Here is a 16,283-nt window from a genome sequence, read left to right as displayed (position 1 = left end):
TAATGTTTTACCTGGCACAGGGCGACCCTCTTTTTTGGCTTTATCTCGCCAATGATACAGGGTTTGGTAGGAGATCCCCTCACTGCGAGCCACTTCCGTGACCGTCATATTGTGGGGAGGTAATAATTTCTTTAAGACAGCGTCTTTACGTTCAGGTGAATATCGTTCCATTGAGCTCTCATTGACCGCCCCCTTTATTTAATTATTGGATGATTTTAAGGGGTGACAACAATCCTGACACAGGGGGCTATCTAACAATCTAAAATCTAGATCTTCGGTAGTGTTCTGCAAATCATCGACAGAACCATCAACAAAAACGCCTGCGATTGCAGGCGTTTTGTTTATGCCTATTCGTTGCGCTAGAGCCTTAGAAAGCGGACTACTTTTTAATCCATTTGCCTTTGGCATCTTGCACATAGTTGCCTTTATCTGTGGCGGCGATGGCTTTTTCGCCGGCGAGTTTAGCGACATCGGCGGCGGAGAGTTTGTTCTTCTTGGCGATGGTTTCGTAGTGGGCGCGGCGTTTGTTATTGACATCGTCCATCACGGCTTTGGCTTCGGGATTGGCTTTTACTAAACCTAAGTAGCCGTTGGCTTGCTCGCCTAAATAGCCCTGTGATTTCGCTTCTTGAAGTGACATGGCGAAGGCGCTTAGGCTTAAAAGACTAAGGCTCAAAAAGCTGAGGGTTAATAGTTGTAGTAACTTTGATTTTAGTCGCTTTGTTAGTCGCATTGATTTCATAGTGATTCCTCAATTCTGATGTAATTAGAACAACTGCTCATCTGACAGAAGCTGATCTAGCTCCTTATCCACTTTGATTTTTATTTCGTGTTCAATTTTCACATTAAGATTGATGACGATAGGTTTATCCGGCGGTTCAATTTTGACTGTGGGGGCGCAGCCCGGCAATATGGCAAGTGCAGCCAAGGCGACAAGAGCGCTTCGGGCATTTAGGCTAATTTGCTGTAATTGAATAATTTTCAATGATATTTCCTTATTACTTCACGGATTTTTCGATTCTATCCTGCAGATCGTTACCAATCTGTAGACTCCTGAATAATTGCAGCATGTTCTCTTCATGGGAGTAATTCAAGTGGATTGGGCGTTCAATCCCTTGGCTTTGTCCTTTCACCTCCACGAGCAGTTTAGCATCACCCGCAGTGTCCATATCAAAACTGCTGGATAACTGGCTGTATTGTAAGTGTTCTAACGCCAAAAATACAAAGTCGAGGTAAGGTTGGGATTGGCGCATCTGATCCACGGCGGGATTGCCCGAGATGGCGATTAAGCCGCCGGGGGCGCGGGCGGCTAATTGACCGCCGGTGATAGATACTTTGCCGTTGACTAAATCCACGGGTAATACGCCATCGAATATACCGTCGGCATAGACACCAATTTGTGGCTGAATGCGTAGCACTTCTTCCAGGCTCATGCCCTGCAATAGGAGATAGGCATGGGATTTATCCTGTAGTTTTAAATTAAAGTCGGGCAGTAAAAATTGGCCACTGAGCACTTTGCCTTTGGCCGTCATGGAAACATCGGTATCGCTTAAGCCTGTAAGTTGTTGCAGCCAATTGTCGGGCAGCTTCTGCGCATCTTTACCCAGGGCAATATCGGCCTCCACTTCTATATCTGTCAGTGGAAACCCGGGATCAAACAGGTTAAAGGTCATCCGCGTCTGCGGGCAATTGAGTTTACTTAGGCTGTTAACCGAGTCTTTATCCGGCGGCCCTTTTTTATGCGGCTCTTTTTTATGAGACTCTTTTTTATAAGATTGCCCCCAAGTGAACTCACATTGCGCCTGCAGTTTTCCACCCTCAAAGGTGGTGTCCTTATAAAAACCTTCAAGTTCGGTCATTGACTGGGTGATTTGCATGGCAAATTGGGTCTGATCGCGCTTTTGCGTCAGCTTAAACTGCGCCTGTAATTGGTTATGACCCGTGACATTAAGCTCAGCAGGCAAGGGCTGGGTTTGATTGAGTAAAGAAAGTGCTTCGGTCATGCTGGTATCGACAACCCATTGACCCGTAAGCATTAAGGGGGTATTCGCATTAGCGAGGTTTAGCCTGTGTTGGCTTTGCAATTCAACCGTACCCACTTGCCAGCGTTCATCACCCAAGAGCGTGTTATTTTTCCAATTTAAGCTTTGTGCCAGCGTTAAGGTATCTAGCTTTAGCACAGTTTCTTTGCGGCTGCGGCCTTTGCTACTGAGCTGTTTTTCGATATTAAGCTGACTGGCCCGCCACTCAAGCTGATTCAGCCAAGGGGAGGTGAGCAGTGAGTCGAGTGGAGCTTCGTTATCGGGCTTAAGCTCAAATGACATGGCTTGTTGTAATGCAATCGAGAAATAGCCCGCGACCATATCGGTTTTGCTAATGATGTTATTAGCGCTTTTGCTATTACTATCAGTGTTTTTATCCGTACTTTTATCTGTGCTTGCCTCTGTTTCCAGTGTTTTCGCCGCAACCGTTTCAGCCACAAGTGTCTGCGTGGTTTGCGAAACATGCAGTTGCTCCAGTGCTAATGTCAAAGGCGGCAAGGCCAGCGTTAACTTAGTATCTGATGCGGGCTCTGAGTGCGGTACTGGGCTGATATTTAGTATTTGTTGCGAGTCGAGTTTAAGCGGCGCATGGGCATGTACTCTAATACTGCCAAGGCGTATATCGGCATATTTAGCCGCATTTTTTTCTTGGGGATTAATATACTTAAGCCCTCCGATGGCGAAGTGCAGGGTATCGCCAGCATTGTGTTTTGCTGCTTGTATTGTTTCTGCCGCCTCAATAGGCGCTGTGATAATTTGCCAGTCGGTTGAACTTAGCGCCCGATTAAAACGCAATTTCCCCGCGGTGGTTAACTGGCTGGTATTCCAACTGAGATCCTGGGGCGTATTCGCCCATAATTCAGATAATTGTAGTGGGCTTGTTTGCTTAGCGTTAAGGCGCCAATCCATATTGAAGGCAAGCGCTTCGGTTGATGTTGTGATTTCAATATTAGCCAAATCGACTTGGGTATCTAGCTTACAGCCTAAGGTTTTTAGCTGAAGTTGGGGAAGCTTGACGTTAAGCGGCTTATTTTCAGGCGGCTCATCCTTAAGCGGTTGACTCTGTACATCTTGTTGAATGTGCGTCAGCGGATAATGCAGGGCTTCGGGTAATGTTAGTGCAATCCCCACCGGGGCATCTGTGCTTTTAAGCCCTGATAACAGCTTAGCGATTTGGCTCGCTGTTTGACTTGCAACTTGATCAGGCACTTGCTCTGCTATCGGCTGAGATACTGGTTCAGATACTGGTTCAGATACTGGTTCAGATACTGGTTCAGATACTGACTGAGTTAAAGGCTTAGCCAGCGACTTATCGAGCAGCTGCATTAATCGCTGTTGCTGCGCAGTATTGGGGCTCAAGTCTAAGCTAAAGGGCTCTAGTTTTAGGTTAAGCTCGGTTAAATGCCCGGCAATTTGAAATTCGAGAGCAGGTTTTGGCGCAAGTTCTAGCGCAGCCAATTGATTAAAGGTCAGCTTAGGCGAGATTAACTGATGCTCACTGATAAGCTCGCCTGAGGTTAATGTGATACTGCTGTTGGATATCAATTGGCCTTGTAAATCAATCGCTAACGCTTGCCACTCTTTATCAAGCACAGTTAACGGACTCAGTACACTGTCCTGCGCTTGCCTCAGGCTGATTTGATGCAAGCTCGCAAGCAGCGGCGCGAGTGCAATTTGACTTGCCAGTTGCCACTGTTGGGCTGCGAGTGTGGCTTTGAGCTTGGCGATGCTTTCACCTTTGTGGCTAAACTCGCTGTTGATTTCCCCTGCGCCGTTGAGGCTCAACTTATCCATTACCAAACGATAGGCGGGTAAATCATTATGGGTGTTGAGATGGTGGGAGTTGAGAATAAGACTGGTTTTTCCGATATCGATGAGTGGTAGTGATTTGATATCTAAGGCCAATGCGGGGCCTTGTTCATCGATGGCATTTCGATTGGGTAAAAACAGTGATTGCCCTAACTCGACCTCAATATCACCTGTGGATATTTGGGTGATTTTTTGAGTGAGGTAAGAGGCTTGGCTGAACTGTTTAAGTTCGGCAAAACTCTGTGGCCAGTCAAGTTTTAGCTTAATATTCAAATCATTAAGTCTGATATGGCTATCATGTACCCTCAGATTGGCAGAGGTAATTCGCCAATGTTCTAACTGACTTTGCCCTAATTCAATGTCAATCAGTTCGCTGTCCATACCTGTGAGGGCAAAATTTGCCGCCTGCATAATCAGTTTTTCAGCCTGAGTATTCACAATCCAAACAGTTAACGCCACGCCCGCCAAGATGCCCGTTAAGCTGGTCGCCAATAAGGTTTTTTTTAGGGGGAATTGACGGCGATTTTGCGCAGCAACATGAGTATCCGTTCCAAAACCTAAAGCACCACTGCGAGGGCCTGCGGATATCTGCGTTGCCTCGTGCTGAAGTGCGTTGCTATCAGAGGCATTGCCACGGCTTGGCTTGTTGTGGATTGGCATTGGGTTTGATATTTATCCTTTATTGACTGAGCCCAGATCAAACTCGTGCCTTAGCAGTGCACAAATACACGAATGTGTATATTTCATCGGCACTTTTACTTCGGAGCGGCTACTTCGGAGCGTTTGATTCGGGGCTGTTGCTCCGGAGTTATCGCATCGGAGCTCTTATATCGCGCACGAGCACCTGAGGCAGTTTAACACTCAAGGGCTTAGCTGACTAATGTGAAAGGATCATTGAAGAGACAAGCGCCTGCTGTCAATAGTTGAGGTTTTACAGGCTCTTGTACTTAATCTTTTATTCGAGCTAGCTAACTTTTGGTTAACTCACTCTTGGTGAGTGAATTGCGGCTAGCTAAATATCTGGGCGGCGATCACCACAATTCCGCAAAGTGTGGCGAGCATTAAGGCTAACTTGCCGCCCGCAACGCGGTAACCCGTCGGCATATTGGCCGCGTCTCGCATCTGGCGTTGTGTCCACACCATGGCCACAGGTAAAAAGATGGCGAGGATCACCAGCGCAATCGCCGCGTAACCCAGCGCTGTGATAAAACCTTGAGGGTAGAAGAGGGCAAAACCTAAGGGCGGTAAAAAGGTGATAGCCGCGGTTAAGCTGCGACCTGTTGCATTATCTTCTTGCCTTAAGCTTGAGGCCATAAAATCGAACAAACCTAAACTCACCCCTAAAAACGAAGTCGCAAGGGCTAGGTCGGCAAATAGACTAATAGCGCTACTTAAGTATTCACTGTGCAGTACGCTCGCCAGTTGATTGATAAAGCTCGATAAACTCTGGTTTTCGAGCAATTGACTTTGGCTCAATACGCCTTGACTGCCCAGTTGCCACAAAAGGTAAATCACTAATGGCAAAGCTGAGCCAAACAACATGATCCTGCGCAGGGCTTTGACCTCAACGCCCAAGTAGCGCACCACTGAGGGAATCGAACCGTGGAAACCAAAGGAGGTAAAAATTACCGGGATAGCCGTGATAATCAGCCCTTGGTTAAGTGGAAGCTCGAGTAAATGTGGGCTTTCAACCTGCGGCAGTAACAAGGCCAACATAAGCAATAATGCCAATAGCTTAAGCGCAAACAAACCGCGGTTGATGAGATCTACACAGTGAGTTCCCATGCCCACAATCGCCCCAATCAGCAGGGTAAACAGGATGGCGCCAGCCTGTGGTGGCAAACTTAGCCCTAGCCAAGTGCTCAGCTTTTGGTTCACTTGCTCACCGCCACCGGCAATGTAGGCGGCGCAAAGGGCGTACAGTAAAAACATCAAGGCGCTATTGGCGATCAACTGGCCCTTACGACCCAATAAGCGCTGCGCTAAGTGATTAAGGCTGGCATCGCTGGGGGCGAATTGGTGGATCTCCACCATTAGCAGTGCTGTGTAGGCCATCAGCGCCCATAGGATGAGCATTATGGCGGAGGAGGTGCCAAAGCCAAGTCCAGCAGATGCGATAGGCAAAGCCAACATGCCCGCGCCGATTGTGGTGCCGGCGATAAGCAGTAAACTGCCGAAAATTTTATTCTGTGTCATAACATAATCTCAAAAGCGTGTCGGATGAAAAAGAGCTAAAGATTTGATCCGAAAGCAACTGTCTTAAAATATTTTGCTGCGATTCAATGACGAAATGATTCAAGCACAAAATGATTTAAGCAAATGAGACAGTGGCGCTCAGCGGATCCGAAAGGATGTGGCCACAATGGAAGGTCAGGCGAGGTGCCTATCTATGCCATTGCGGCTACAGATAGGGAGTATAAAATGCTGTGAAACACATAAAACTTGCCTTAGCGTGTGTTGAGTAAACAGGGATAACCGCGATTAAATTAGATTCGATTATCAAAGGTGGCGTTCTCTTTAATCTTTTTACTTAAAAGACATTCATTTTATGAGTCGCTGGAACAACCGCACCTTAAGTCTTTTTGCTGCCGGGACTTAACATCGGCAACGGAGGCTACCATAGGGAGTTGAGATGTACTTGTCAACCATTACAACAGTATTTTGTTTGTTTTTTGTCATGTGACTAAGCTGAAAGACATGCCTAACTCACACTGAGTTTATGGTCAATGAGAGGAAGTAAAGAGGAGTTAGCTACATTTATCGCACGATAAAAAATGCCGCAGACTTGGCTCAAGTTTGCGGCATTTGGCATTTCCAGAGGTAAAACTGATACGCGTGATATCAGAGCCAGTAAGTAGATTATGCTTTGCTCTGCAGCGCCTTTTCATGTCTTGCCAGCAAGTTTGCTGTGATGTCACTGAGGCTTAAGTTTTGATCTTCAAGCAATACCAGCAAGTGATAGATAAGATCTGAGGCTTCGTTAACCAGCTCTTCTTTATCGTGGGTCGCAGCGGCAAGGGCGGTTTCAAGACCTTCTTCCCCGACCTTTTGGGCGATACGTTTAGTGCCGCGCGCAAACAAAGACGCCGTGTAGCTGGAATCGGCACTTTGCCCTTTACGCGAGGTGATTAAGCTGGCGAGATTGTTCAAAAATGGGTGCGCATTGTCATCTAACCAGCAACTTTCGGTGCCTTTGTGGCAGGTTGGGCCGTTGGGAATAACTTGCACTAACAGGCTGTCGTTATCGCAGTCCTTATCGATAGCCACCAACTTTAGCGTATTCCCCGAGGTTTCACCCTTAGTCCACAAGCGCTGTTTTGAGCGGCTGAAAAAGGTCACATCACCTGTGCTTAAGGTTTTTTCCAGCGCGGCTTTATCCATATAACCGAGCATTAATACCTTGCCCGATAAATGGTTTTGGATCACGGCAGGAATAAGCCCATCCTGTTTGTCCCAATCCAGCTCGCTAAAATCTGACTTAGTGTTTGTTTGCGTTGACATAGTGTTCACTCTTAATTTGTTGATGCTTTTTAGCGAAGTATTGTGGTTGCTAGCTCTTACTCATGCTCTTACTGTAGCGGTAGGCGGCATTAGCTCGCTATAAACGATTGACCGCGAGCGGCTAATTGCAATAGCTAGCGCCTAATCGCAATGCCTTCGGCCGCTAAATAGGCTTTTAACTCACCGATGTTGATAATCGCCTTGTGGAATACGCTCGCTGCCAGCGCGGCATCGACCTTAGCTTCAATAAACACATCGCGAAAATGCGCCATAGTCCCAGCACCGCCCGAGGCAATTAAAGGCACGTCGCAGATGGCGCGAACAAGGCTTAACTGCTTGATATCGTAGCCGCCGCGCACGCCGTCTTGGTTCATCACATTGAGCACGATTTCACCACAACCTCGTTTTTGCACTTCTTCAACCCAGTCTTGGGTGAACCATTGGGTATCTTTAGTCGCAGCCTCATCGCCAGTAAATTGCTTTACTTTATAGCTGTTGCTGGTGGCATCGAAAAAGGAGTCGATACCAATCACGATACACTGGCGGCCGAACTCGTCCTGCAGGCGCGAGATCAAACTCGGATCGGTTAAGGCGGGCGAGTTAATCGAAATCTTATCCGCACCAAAGGCTAATAACTCACGGGCTTGGCTAATGGTTTTAATCCCCCCTGCCACGCAGAAGGGAATATCAATCTGCTCGGCCACGCGGCTCACCCAAGATTTATCGACCACACGTTCATGGGCGCTGGCGGTAATGTCATAAAACACCAGCTCATCGGCGCCTTCTTCGGCATAACGCGCGGCTAAGGGCACTATATCACCGACAATTTCGTGGTTACGAAACTGCACGCCTTTCACTACTTTACCGTCTTTTACATCTAAACAGGGGACTAGTCGTTTGGCCAGCATTGGATTGCCTCCACCACGTTAAACTGATTGATAAGCAAGGCTTTACCGATAATGATGCCCGCCGCGCCGCTGTCACGTACGGCGGCAACATCTTCAAGAGTCGCAATACCGCCGGAGGCTTGCCAAGCGATATCGGGATAACTTGCAGCAATTTCTTGATAAAGCGCGGTATTCGCGCCCGTTAAGGTGCCGTCACGGCTAATATCAGTTACTAGCGCATGCTTTAAGCCGACCGCGCTAAAGGTTTCTACAAGGGATTCTAAACTCTTACCACCGCCACTTTGCCAACCGGATACGGCGACAATTTTCTCGCCGCTTTGGTTGATATTGACATCGAGTGCGAGGCAAATCGCTTCGCTGCCGTATTTGATAAACCATTGTTTGACTAACTCAGGTTCTTTCACCGCCAGTGAGCCAATCACCACGCGTTTTACGCCGATAGCTAATAATTCAGTGACTTGTTCTTCCGTGCGAATCCCACCGCCAACTTGAATATTAGCGTTTAGTCCCGCCACGAGTTCACTGATAAGGAGAGTTTGGCGTTTACCGGGATCTTTCGCGCCTGTTAAATCAACGATATGCAACCACTTCGCGCCTTGAGCCTCATAGGATTGCAGCTGCGCCAAAGGACTTAAATCAAAGGTGGTCTGCTGGCCGTAATCACCTTGATAAAGACGGACAACATTGCCATCAATTAAATCAATCGCAGGAATAATCATAAGCTTAAATCCTCGATTGATTTATTTATAAGTGGTTTATTAGTAGTTATTTTTTTGCTGAGTAATTTATTCATTGTTCAGCCTTATTAACACCAGATTGGCCATCAGCAGAGTTGCTTTGCAGCGCTTTGTTCATCAGAGCTTCGTTCATTTGTAACTCATCCATCAGTAAAAAGTTACGCAGAATTTGCGCGCCCACGGCGGCACTTTTCTCGGGGTGGAACTGCACGCCCATAAAGTTACCTTTGCCAATGGCGGCACTAAAGCCTTCACCATAGGAACATTGGGCTAAGGTAAATTCGCTCAATGGCGCACGGTAACTGTGGACGAAATACACATAACTGCCATCTTCAATGCCTGCAAATAACGGGTGAACGCTAGGGATTTTGGCTCCTTGTGAGTTTGTCGTTAGCTTAAGTTGGTTCCAACCCATGTGCGGCAAAGGTAAGTTTTCAGCTTTGAGTAACTGCGTATCCAGCTCACAAATGTCGGTTGGGATTATGCCTAAGCACTCGCAATCTTGACCTTTGCCGCCGCGCTCTTTAGAAATTGCCGCCAACATTTGCATGCCAAGGCACACGCCCAGCACAGGTTGAGTCAGGCCTTGAATAAGTTCGACTAAACCTTTTTCATGTAAGGACGCCATGGCGGCTCCCGCTGTGCCCACTCCCGGTAGCACCACACGTTTTGCCGCTTTGATTTTGGTTTTATCGTCTGTGACCAACACCTTAGCGCCTAAACGCTCGAAGGCGAAACGTACTGAGTTTAAATTGGCGCAGCCCGTGTCTATGATGACGGTTTCAGCATCTGATGATTCATTTGCTGTTAATTGCTGGCCAGCTGTTAATAGAGTGTCTTGTTGCATCCTAACCTCTTAAACGATTTATGCTGATACCTTAAAGCACGCCTTTGCTCGATGGCAGAATATCGCCTTCGACTTTAACCGCTTGGCGCAGCGCGCGGCCGAGCACTTTAAACAGGGCTTCAACCTTGTGGTGATCGTTATCACCTTCGGCGGCGACATGCAGCGTACAGCGCAGGCCATCGGCAAAGGAGCGGAAGAAGTGTGGCACCATTTCTGTGGCCATTTCGCCGACATGTTCACGCTCAAAATCGGCTGAGAACTTGATAAAAGGACGGCCAGAGATATCCAGCAGACATTCGCCCTTGGCTTCGTCCATCGGCAGACTAAAGCCGAAACGGGCAATGCCGCGTTTGTCACCGAGCGCTTGGCGCAGGGCATCACCTATGGCCAGCGCAGTGTCTTCGACGCTGTGGTGATCGTCGATTTCCAGATCGCCATCGACTTTCACATCCATTCTAAAATTACCGTGGGTAGCAATTTGATCGAGCATGTGGTCGAAAAAGCCAATGCCAGTGTCGATTTTGCCTTTAACGGGGCTGTCGAGATCAACAGTCACACGAATGTCGGTTTCTTTGGTGGTACGTACGACCGTGGCTGTGCGGCCTTTACTCAGCAGCACATCGGCGATGGCGTTCCAGCCTAAAGTGTCGCGTTGATATTTCAGGCTTTTAATGCCCATGGCATTGCCCAGCTCCACATCCGTTTCGCGATCGCCAATCACCGCCGATTGGGTGAAATCGATGCAACCTTGGGTGAGATAGTCTTTTACTAGCCCCAGCTTAGGTTTACGGCAGCTGCAATTTTCATCATTAAAGTGTTGGCAAATCACCACATCTTCGAAGTTCACCCCTTGGCTTTTGAGGATTTGCATCATCATATTGTGGGGGGCGTCGAAATCTTCCTGCGGGAAAGACGGTGTCCCAAGGCCGTCTTGATTGCTGACCATGACTAAACGAAACCCCGCCTTTTGCAGACGTAGCAAAGCGGGGATCACCTGTGGCTCGAACACTAATTTCGCTAGACTATCGACCTGTTTGTCGGTGATGGGCTCTTCAATCAAGGTGCCATCGCGGTCGATAAACAGAATTTTTTGTGCAACGTTCGGGACAAATTGTGGGTTCATGGCTCTACCTTCAAATTCAATTCGTTTAGCTAATGCTTAAGCTGATTTAACTTTCAGCGTTGCATTCGCTTTTTATTGGTTTTTATTAGTTTTTATCAGTGACTTATTATTCGTTTTCTGATGACAACTCAGCGCGTTGCGATTCAAATAAATTCACTAACACATCGGTATCTGCCTTTGAACTAAAGCTAAAGCGGATAGCCTTGGCAAGCCTTGGGTCTTTGTAGGCGCGGGCGACAACACCGCTGCCTTGCAGTAACGCCGCGACCTTGGCGACATCATCAAATTCAGCCAGCACATAATTGCCGTTAGGCTTAAGCACGCGGGCGCGCGAATCTGAACTATTCGATTTTGAACAATAAGCGCTGATCGCCACGGTGAGTCTGGCGCCTTGCTCATTTAATTCAGCAACTTGCACTTTCATCCGCGCAACGCCTGCGCTCGATAGCGCCTGTGTGGCGACTTCACTCACGGGTAGCGGCACAGGATAGGGCGCAATCACGCGCATAATGATTTCGACCACTGCCTCGTTTGCCAGCATAAAACCACAGCGTGCGCCGGCGAGTGCGAAGGCTTTTGACAGGGTGCGCAGTACCACTAGATTCGGATAGCTTTCCAGCAAATCCGCCACATTGTATTCGGGGCAAAACTCAATATAGGCCTCATCGATCACCACAAGCGCGTCGGGCAGGGCTTTGATTGCTTGCTCGATAATGGCTTTGTCGATCACAGTCCCGGTCGGATTATTGGGATTGCAGATAAACACCAGTTTTGCGCCGCGAACGTCCTCGGCATAGCTTGTCGGCAAGCCATATTCTGCACTGAGATTTAACGCTTTAACGCCCACATTAAAGGTGTTCGCGCTGATGGCATACATGCCGTACGTCGGGCCAAAGCAGGCAATGCTGTCGACGCCTGGTATACAAAAGGCGCGAATTAACAGTTCAATCGCTTCATCGGCGCCGCGGCTGGCAACTATCTTGCTGGCGCTTACGCCGCTGTATTCGCTGTAGGCACTGATAAGCTTTGGTGGTTGGCATTCTGGGTAACGATTCAATTTTGAAAGATCGAGCGCTGCCGTATCGACATTATTAAAGGGCGATTCGTTGGCATTGATCCAAATATCCCCCTGACCGCCCAGTCTGCGGGCACTCTGGTAGGGAACTAAATCCAGTAACTCGGGGCGCGCTAGACGCTCGGCTAAATTTAGCGGCGCCGATTGCGCTAACGTTGATGCCGTTAATGCTGTGGATTCTGCTGTCTTTTCCATGCTGCTCATTTGGCTCATTTTCTTCACTCACATCTCATTAAGCGGATCATTTCTCTAGGCTAGCTAAACGTACTGCGATAGCATTTTTGTGCGCATCGAGCAATTCGTTACTGGCTAACGTCATGACTGCTTGCCCCAATCCGATTAAACCCTTAGCGCTGAGTTCCTGCACGGTAAAGCGGCGGCTAAAGTCGGCTAATGACAGGCTCGACACGGCGCGGCTGTAGCCGTAGGTCGGTAGCACGTGGTTGGTGCCACTGGCATAATCGCCAACAGATTCAGGTGTATAAGCGCCTAAAAATACCGAGCCCGCCGCGCGAATGTTTTTCAGTACCTCACGGGGAAAGCGCGTTTGAATGATCAAGTGCTCAGGCCCATATTGATTCGAAACCTGCGCGGCTTGCATCATGTCGTCCACAACAAAAGTGCGACTGCTCAGTAGTGCCGTTGCCGCGATATCACAACGTGGCAGGGCAGTGAGCTGTCTTGTTAGCGCGTTATTCACGTCATCGGCGATAGCTTGCGAATCTGTCACTAAGATCACTTGTGAATCAGGGCCGTGCTCCGCTTGCGAAAGCAAATCGGCGGCAATAAATTCGCAATTGGCGTCGCTATCGGCAATCACTAACACTTCAGAAGGACCAGCTGGCATATCGATACACACAGTGCAGCGACCATCCTGTGACACTAAGCGTTTAGCCTCAGTGACGTAGCGGTTACCTGGGCCAAAAATCTTATCGACCGCCGGAATAGTTTCTGTGCCAAAGGCCAGTGCCGCAATCGCCTGCGCGCCGCCCACTTGATAGATTTCAGTGATCCCACAGGCATTGGCGGCATAGATAATGGCATCGTTGATGGGTGGTGGGCTGACTAATACTCTTTGTTCGCAGCCGGCGATTTTGGCGGGCAGGGCGAGCATCATCACGGTAGAAATTAATGGCGCACTGCCACCAGGAATATATAAACCCACTTTTTCAATCGGTTCGCTACGTAGCTCGCAGCGTACTCCCGCCTCGGTTTCCATATCAATCGGGCGAAATTGCTGGGCGCTGTGAAACACGTCTATGTTCGCCATGGCTTTGGCTATCGCCGCTTTAAGCTCTGGTGATACTCGTGCGCTTGCTGCAGTAATGTCGGTTTCACTCAGACGCAGCTCATCACTACCTTGTCCATTTAAATCTCTAGTCGCGTTATTGAAGCCATCAAACTTTTGATTAAATTCAGCAATAGCGGCATCCCCCCGCGTTGCCACCGCATCGATAATGGCGCGAACGCTTTGCTCTAAGCCGCTGTCACCAATTAAAGGCGAGCGTTTCAGCGCCGTTTTTTGCTCGGCGGTTGATAAGGTTGACCAAGTTAGGATTTCCATACATTACCCCATCATTTTTTCGATTGGCATCACCAGAATCGAGCTGGCACCGAGTGCGGTCAACTGTTCCATGGTATCCCAGAACAAATCTTCGGTACTGACGGCGTGGATAGCAACGCGGTTAGTATCATCATTTAATGGCAATACGGTTGGGTTTTCCGCGCCGGGCAGTAGGGCGACGATTTGATCTAAGGTTTCGGTTGGCGCGTGTAGCAGTATGTATTTGCTCTCACGGGCGCGGATAACGCCGTTGACGCGGGACAGAATTTTGTCGATGAGTGCTTGTTTAGTCGGCGATTGAGTTTGGGTCGATTGAATGATGCAGGCCATAGAGCGGTAAATCACTTCGGTTTCGTATAAACCGTTGGCCTCTAAGGTAGCGCCCGTCGACACAAGATCACAAATCCCATCGGCAAGGCCGGCACGCGGGGCGACTTCAACCGAGCCTTTTAACATACAGTCGCGATAAGTTATGCCTTTTTGTTGCATAAAACGGCGCAGAAGGTTCGGGTAAGACGTGGCGATGCGTAATCCTTCTAACGAGGAGGCATCGGCGTAACTGAATTCTGTTGGTACGGCTAACGAGAGGCGACATGATCCGAAATCTAACTGACGCAGTTTTAGGCAATCTGCGGGTTTGTTCAGAGTTTGACGCTCGATTTGTTCCTCTTCGAGCACGTTTTCACCGATGATCCCCATATCGACCACGCCGTCCATCACCAATCCTGGAATATCGTCATCACGAACGCGCAGTAAATCGATAGGCATATTGTCAGCGTGAGCGATAAGACGTTGTTCATTAATAGAAAATTTAACACCACAGCTTTTTAGCAGTTGCTGAGAGTCAGTAGAAAGACGGCCAGATTTTTGGATGGCGATGCGTAAACGGTTCGATTCAGTCATAGTGTTATCTCGCTCAAAAGTATCAAAATTAAAAGATTCAAAAAGTGTTGTTTAATCGGTTTAATACGCCTTGCCATTCAACGGGCTCTAGCTAATAAATCTAACTAAGTGCTCTAGCTAACGTATTGATAATTTATAAAATATCTAAAATTTTCTATTTAAATTAAAACCCAAATTAACGCCTAAAAGCAAAAACCCCCGGAATTCCTTCCAGGGGTTTATGATCATCTTGAATCAGTCCGCCAGAAGGATATAGTCCTCCGGCAGTGAGCGTCCGAAGGCTACCGCATATGGTGATGGTGGTGGATAGCGTTCAGTAGTGGGCTCATTTTACTCTCTCGGTATTTAACTTTATTGGCTTAACTGCTCGAAATACAGTGAAGCGTTGAATTCGTTGTTACGGACGTCTACCCGTATAAGTGGATTTAAACTAACCGCTTTTATGAGCCTTTGCAACAGCCAATTTGAATTAAATGAGAATATTTATGCGTTTTTGTGAAAGCCAGAGGGTTATCGTTAAATAAAGTTATTGAGCATATTTGTTGGTGGGATGTTGAAAGTGGATGGAAATGTGTTGGAAGTCGTGCAGGGGATTCGTAACTTGAGTTGTGAGCATTTGCTGATATTCATTAATACAGGCTTGCCATGGTGTTCACTCACCGACTCGCAGCTAGTCCTATATGGACACCTCAAATAGATCAACCACTTTTTGAGTAACAGAAAGTAATACTGCGTACGTATATCCGACCTGTTTGTGAGAATCTTTGTTCTCTGGCCTTAATGAGAACCGCGCCTTTGCTGCTTATCGTCCTTTCGGAGTCATATGCTCCTTGTACTCTCTCAGCATCTGCAAAGGCCGGTATTACCTGTTACTTCATTATCTGTAGTCGTGTTTTAAGGTGAGTTTAATACTCGATTTTTACATATTAACAAGGCCGATATTCGCTGCGATGAAACAGCATAGCCCAGATGATCCGCGCCAATTTGTTTGCAATTGCTACTGCCGCTTTCTGTTTACCTCGCCGCTCAATCACCTTTAAGGCCCATACGGAGATCCTGTCATTACTCTTACTTGCATAGCGAATAATCGACCAAGCTCCCTGGATCAGTTGCCGCCGCAGATAGCTGTTACCTCGTTTGGTTATGCCGCCCAATTTCTGTTTCCCCCCACTGGAAAACTCTTTAGGAACCAGTTCTAAATTTGCAGAAAAATGCCGAGCACCATGATAGCCAGAGCCATCACCGGCAAATGACACCGCGGCAGTGGCAATGATTTCTGCAACGCCTCTTATACCCATCAGTCGCTTGGCATCCGGGTGCGTTCTTGCCTGCAGTTTGATTGTCATCCCCAAACCACCGCCTCTGGCGGTGGTGATTGTTCCTTGAGGCTATAGCCTGAATTACGCCCATGCTAAAAGAGACTTCTTATTCACCACAAGTAAGAGGAAACGAAAAGCATGGGCGATTATAGAAGTTCATCACATGTTTATTGGCGTTGCAAATATCATATTGTTTGGACTCCGAATGTAGTGGTCAAGTAAAATTGGCCACGATTTTAGAGTCATTCCAATATAAACGTTCTGACTCATTTGGCGTTAACCCACCATTATATTGATTGGGTCTGGTCTCACTGTAATATCCAGTGATGTAATTTGTGATCTCTTTATCTGCTTCTGTAAAATTCCCATAACCATTGGCGGGTATCCACTCAGATTTCAAACTTCTAAAGAAACGCTCCATTGGTGCGTTATCCCAACAATTCCCGCGACGACTC

At 47.8% G+C, this 16,283-nt stretch carries 14 protein-coding genes and 2 pseudogenes; 1 reads left to right on the top strand and 15 read right to left on the bottom strand.

Annotated features, from left to right (window positions below; all coding sequences use genetic code 11):
• The 14 genes and pseudogenes from L5M18_RS21465 to L5M18_RS21400 all read right to left on the bottom strand — a co-directional run.
• On the bottom strand, positions 1–171 hold a 171-nt coding region (locus L5M18_RS21465), incomplete at its 3' end, for a transposase (protein WP_263190459.1).
• Positions 172–379: 208 nt separating this feature from the next.
• Positions 380–742, bottom strand: a complete 363-nt coding sequence (locus L5M18_RS21460) for a YdbL family protein (RefSeq protein ID WP_263198558.1) — start codon at positions 740–742, stop codon at positions 380–382.
• A 24-nt stretch (positions 743–766) separates the two neighbouring features.
• Positions 767–985 (bottom strand): YnbE family lipoprotein, encoded by a 219-nt coding sequence (locus L5M18_RS21455; RefSeq protein WP_198780136.1) that lies wholly within the window; start codon positions 983–985, stop codon positions 767–769.
• Between the two features lie 13 nt (positions 986–998).
• Positions 999–4,511: a YdbH domain-containing protein gene (locus L5M18_RS21450; RefSeq protein ID WP_263198556.1), complete on the bottom strand. Its 3,513-nt coding sequence runs from the start codon at positions 4,509–4,511 to the stop codon at positions 999–1,001.
• Between the two features lie 348 nt (positions 4,512–4,859).
• Entirely contained in the window at positions 4,860–6,047 is a 1,188-nt protein-coding gene (locus L5M18_RS21445; protein WP_131525896.1) for an aromatic amino acid transport family protein, read from the bottom strand.
• A gap of 663 nt (positions 6,048–6,710) precedes the next feature.
• A complete protein-coding gene (gene hisIE / locus L5M18_RS21440; protein ID WP_107404414.1) occupies positions 6,711–7,352 on the bottom strand; it encodes a bifunctional phosphoribosyl-AMP cyclohydrolase/phosphoribosyl-ATP diphosphatase HisIE in 642 nt (213 codons plus the stop codon).
• A gap of 134 nt (positions 7,353–7,486) precedes the next feature.
• On the bottom strand, positions 7,487–8,260 hold the full coding sequence (hisF, locus tag L5M18_RS21435) for an imidazole glycerol phosphate synthase subunit HisF (protein WP_006081894.1): 774 nt from the start codon (positions 8,258–8,260) through the stop codon (positions 7,487–7,489).
• Entirely contained in the window at positions 8,242–8,979 is a 738-nt protein-coding gene (hisA, locus tag L5M18_RS21430) for a 1-(5-phosphoribosyl)-5-[(5-phosphoribosylamino)methylideneamino]imidazole-4-carboxamide isomerase (protein WP_263198555.1), read from the bottom strand. The genes hisF and hisA overlap by 19 nt, the downstream gene beginning before the upstream one ends.
• Before the next feature lie 70 nt (positions 8,980–9,049).
• Positions 9,050–9,844: an imidazole glycerol phosphate synthase subunit HisH gene (gene hisH, locus L5M18_RS21425; RefSeq protein ID WP_263198554.1), complete on the bottom strand. Its 795-nt coding sequence runs from the start codon at positions 9,842–9,844 to the stop codon at positions 9,050–9,052.
• A gap of 31 nt (positions 9,845–9,875) precedes the next feature.
• Positions 9,876–10,967 (bottom strand): bifunctional histidinol-phosphatase/imidazoleglycerol-phosphate dehydratase HisB, encoded by a 1,092-nt coding sequence (hisB, locus tag L5M18_RS21420; RefSeq protein WP_263198552.1) that lies wholly within the window; start codon positions 10,965–10,967, stop codon positions 9,876–9,878.
• A 106-nt stretch (positions 10,968–11,073) separates the two neighbouring features.
• Positions 11,074–12,255 carry a histidinol-phosphate transaminase gene (gene hisC, locus L5M18_RS21415; protein WP_263198560.1) on the bottom strand — a complete coding sequence of 394 codons (1,182 nt, stop codon included), beginning with the start codon at positions 12,253–12,255 and terminating at the stop codon, positions 11,074–11,076.
• Positions 12,256–12,283: 28 nt separating this feature from the next.
• Positions 12,284–13,606, bottom strand: a complete 1,323-nt coding sequence (gene hisD, locus L5M18_RS21410; protein ID WP_263198550.1) for a histidinol dehydrogenase — start codon at positions 13,604–13,606, stop codon at positions 12,284–12,286.
• 3 nt (positions 13,607–13,609) lie between these two features.
• Positions 13,610–14,509 (bottom strand): ATP phosphoribosyltransferase, encoded by a 900-nt coding sequence (gene hisG / locus L5M18_RS21405; protein WP_041408375.1) that lies wholly within the window; start codon positions 14,507–14,509, stop codon positions 13,610–13,612.
• Between the two features lie 926 nt (positions 14,510–15,435).
• A pseudogene (locus L5M18_RS21400) lies at positions 15,436–15,861 on the bottom strand (transposase); the annotation flags it as partial.
• 105 nt (positions 15,862–15,966) lie between these two features.
• On the opposite strand from L5M18_RS21400, the pseudogene L5M18_RS21395 reads away from it, so the two are divergent.
• Positions 15,967–16,032 (top strand): annotated as a pseudogene (locus L5M18_RS21395) (IS200/IS605 family transposase); the annotation flags it as partial.
• Positions 16,033–16,042: 10 nt separating this feature from the next.
• Here the strand turns inward: L5M18_RS21395 and L5M18_RS21390 are convergent.
• Positions 16,043–16,283 (bottom strand): integrase core domain-containing protein (locus L5M18_RS21390; RefSeq protein WP_263195957.1); only part of this gene is annotated, 241 nt, incomplete at its 5' end.

The organism is Shewanella sp. SM20, assembly GCF_025654545.1.
Taxonomy (GTDB): domain Bacteria; phylum Pseudomonadota; class Gammaproteobacteria; order Enterobacterales; family Shewanellaceae; genus Shewanella; species Shewanella oncorhynchi.
The sequence above is the reverse complement of the archived record's forward strand: the minus strand, read 5'-3'. Positions and strand labels throughout refer to the sequence as shown.